Below are 2,556 nucleotides of genomic sequence, written 5' to 3' on the forward strand. Positions count from 1 at the left end.
ATGAGATGATTCGCACAGCGAAAGAACGCACGGAGGAACTGGGAAAAGTTGATGGATTTACCGAAGAAGAGAAGAATAAGCTTTATGAAATGATTGGCTTGGGTGCTCTTAAGTTCTTCCTTTTAAAGGTAGAACCCAAAAAGCGGCTTTTATTCGATCCTAACGAATCTATAGATTTTCAGGGCCACACGGGGCCTTTTATCCAGTATACTCATGCGAGGATAAAATCGGTGCTTGCTAAAGCAGAGTATCAATCGAAATTAACTGAAGGCTACTCACAAAATCTGACAGCACTGGAAAAAGATTTAATTGTCTTGCTTTCAAAATATCCGGATGTTATTGCTTCTGCAGCTAAAGACTATAGTCCAGCTTTAGTAGCAAATTATGTATTCGAGCTTGCCAAGCTGTTCAATAAGTTCTACCATGAGGAGAGCATTTTAAAAGCAGAAGACGTAAGTGTTCGAAACTTCCGGCTCGACCTCGCCTTTGCTACTGCTGCGGTTATCGCTAAGAGTATGAAGATGCTGGGGATTGATGTGCCGGACCGGATGTAGTAAGTTAAAAGTTGAACGGTGAAAGGTGAAAGGTTACTTTTTAAATTTCTTAGAAAGCACGGCCTCCTTTATGCCCGCACTGTAATCATAAAATCCGCTTCCCGATTTAACTCCCAGTTGCCCTGATGCCACCATATTAACCAGCAGGGGAGAAGGTGCATATTTAGGATTACCAAAGCCTTGATGCAATACATTTAATATAGCAAGACAAACATCAAGTCCTATGAAGTCGGCTAACTGCAATGGCCCCATTGGGTGTGACATGCCAAGTTTCATTACCGTGTCTATTTCAGTTACACCTGCAACTCCTTCATTGAGACATTGAATAGCTTCATTAATCATCGGCATGAGGATGCGGTTCGCTACAAAACCAGGATAGTCATTAACCTCCACCGGAACTTTTCCGATCTTAACGGAAAGGTCCATAATCTGATTAGTTGTCTTATCAGAAGTATTAAAGCCTCTGATAACTTCTACCAATTTCATCACAGGTACCGGGTTCATGAAGTGCATACCAATTACCAGTTCAGGACGTGCGGTCACCGCAGCGATTTTAGTGATGGAAATGGAAGAAGTGTTCGAAGCTAGTATGGCGGTGGGTTTACACAGCTTATCAAGATCAGCAAATATCTTCAACTTGATGTCAACATTCTCCGTAGCGGCTTCAATCACCAAATCAGCATCTTTAACTCCGGCTTCTAGCAAGGTAAAACCCTGGATATTTCCGATGGCTTCAGTGTGTTGGGAACTTGTTATGGTGCCTTTCTGAAGTTGGCGATCAAGGTTTTTGCTAATAGTGTTAATTGCTTCTGTTATCCTGTCCTGGGAGAGGTCAATAATGTTTACTTTGAAGCCTGAAAGTGCAAACGTATGCGCAATTCCATTTCCCATGGTACCGGATCCTATTACTGAGATATAATTCATAAAAATCTTTGATTGCATTGTTTGAAACCCCATAAAAACGGTTGTAAAGATAAATGATGTTTGGGTATTAAAACTGCTGTTTCGACCTTTAAAACAATTTTAAATTAATTAAAGTCGCAACACTTTTGTTACGTTAATGTTACATGTCAGGTATACCATATATGTGCAGAAATAACTATTCTTGCACATTAATACCCTTTACCAATGAGGGTAAAGTAAATCCATTTAATAAATTAAACTATATTCAAATGAAAAGAAAATTACTAGCTTTCTTATTGTTGGGGTTGTTTGCAATTACTACTGCAATTGCCCAGAATAAGACGATCACTGGTAGAGTTGTGGGCGCTGATGACGGACTGCCTTTACCAGGTGTATCTGTACGTGTGAAAGGCGGCACTGCCGGGACTTCTACAGGTACAGATGGAAACTATTCACTTTCTATTCCGTCGAATGCTACAACTCTTAGCTTTACTTATATCGGCTATGTTACACAGGATGTAAATATAGGTTCTTCAAATCGTGTTGATGCTCGTTTGATAACAGATGCTGCGCAGCTTTCTGAGGTGGTTGTGATTGGTTACGGTGTACAGAGTAAAACATTAAGTACTCAGGCAGTTTCTACAGTTAGTGCAGAGGCGTTTAAGAATGTACCTATGACCAGCCCTCAACAATTATTACAGGGACAGGCTGCCGGTGTTCAAATGACCAACTCTTCGGGTGTTTTAGGTGCTGCATCTTCTATTCGTATCAGAGGTGCATCTTCTATAACTGGGGGAGGCCAACCTTTATTTGTGGTTGATGGAGTGCCTTTGAATGATGGAACTTACTCGTCTGCTCAGGGTGGCGGTGCAGGTTTGAATCCGCTTCTTAACATTAATGCGAATGATATTGAATCTATGACAGTCTTGAAAGACGCGGCTGCTGTAGGGATATATGGATCCAGAGGTTCAAATGGCGTTGTACTTATTAAAACTAAAAGTGGTTCTTTAAATAAGAAAACCGCTGTAAGTTTTGACTACTTCACCGGAGTCTCTGAGCCAACTAGCTTATTGAAGTATATGTCTGCTGATGAATTCAG

At 40.8% G+C, this 2,556-nt stretch carries 3 protein-coding genes; 2 read left to right on the forward strand and 1 reads right to left on the reverse strand.

What is annotated here, in order from left to right; genetic code table 11:
* Positions 1-554: DALR anticodon-binding domain-containing protein (locus WBJ10_RS07830; RefSeq protein ID WP_424289015.1), on the forward strand; the 554-nt coding region annotated here is incomplete at its 5' end.
* Positions 555-587: 33 nt separating this feature from the next.
* Here the strand turns inward: WBJ10_RS07830 and WBJ10_RS07835 are convergent.
* The gene (locus WBJ10_RS07835) at positions 588-1,484 is read right to left on the reverse strand and encodes a 3-hydroxyacyl-CoA dehydrogenase family protein (protein ID WP_424289019.1); all 897 of its coding nucleotides are present in this window, start codon (positions 1,482-1,484) and stop codon (positions 588-590) included.
* Between the two features lie 242 nt (positions 1,485-1,726).
* Here WBJ10_RS07835 and WBJ10_RS07840 point away from each other — a divergent pair.
* On the forward strand, positions 1,727-2,556 hold an 830-nt coding region (locus WBJ10_RS07840), incomplete at its 3' end, for a TonB-dependent receptor plug domain-containing protein (RefSeq protein WP_424289017.1).

The organism is Daejeonella sp., from assembly GCF_049655485.1.
Classification (GTDB): Bacteria; Bacteroidota; Bacteroidia; order Sphingobacteriales; family Sphingobacteriaceae; genus Daejeonella.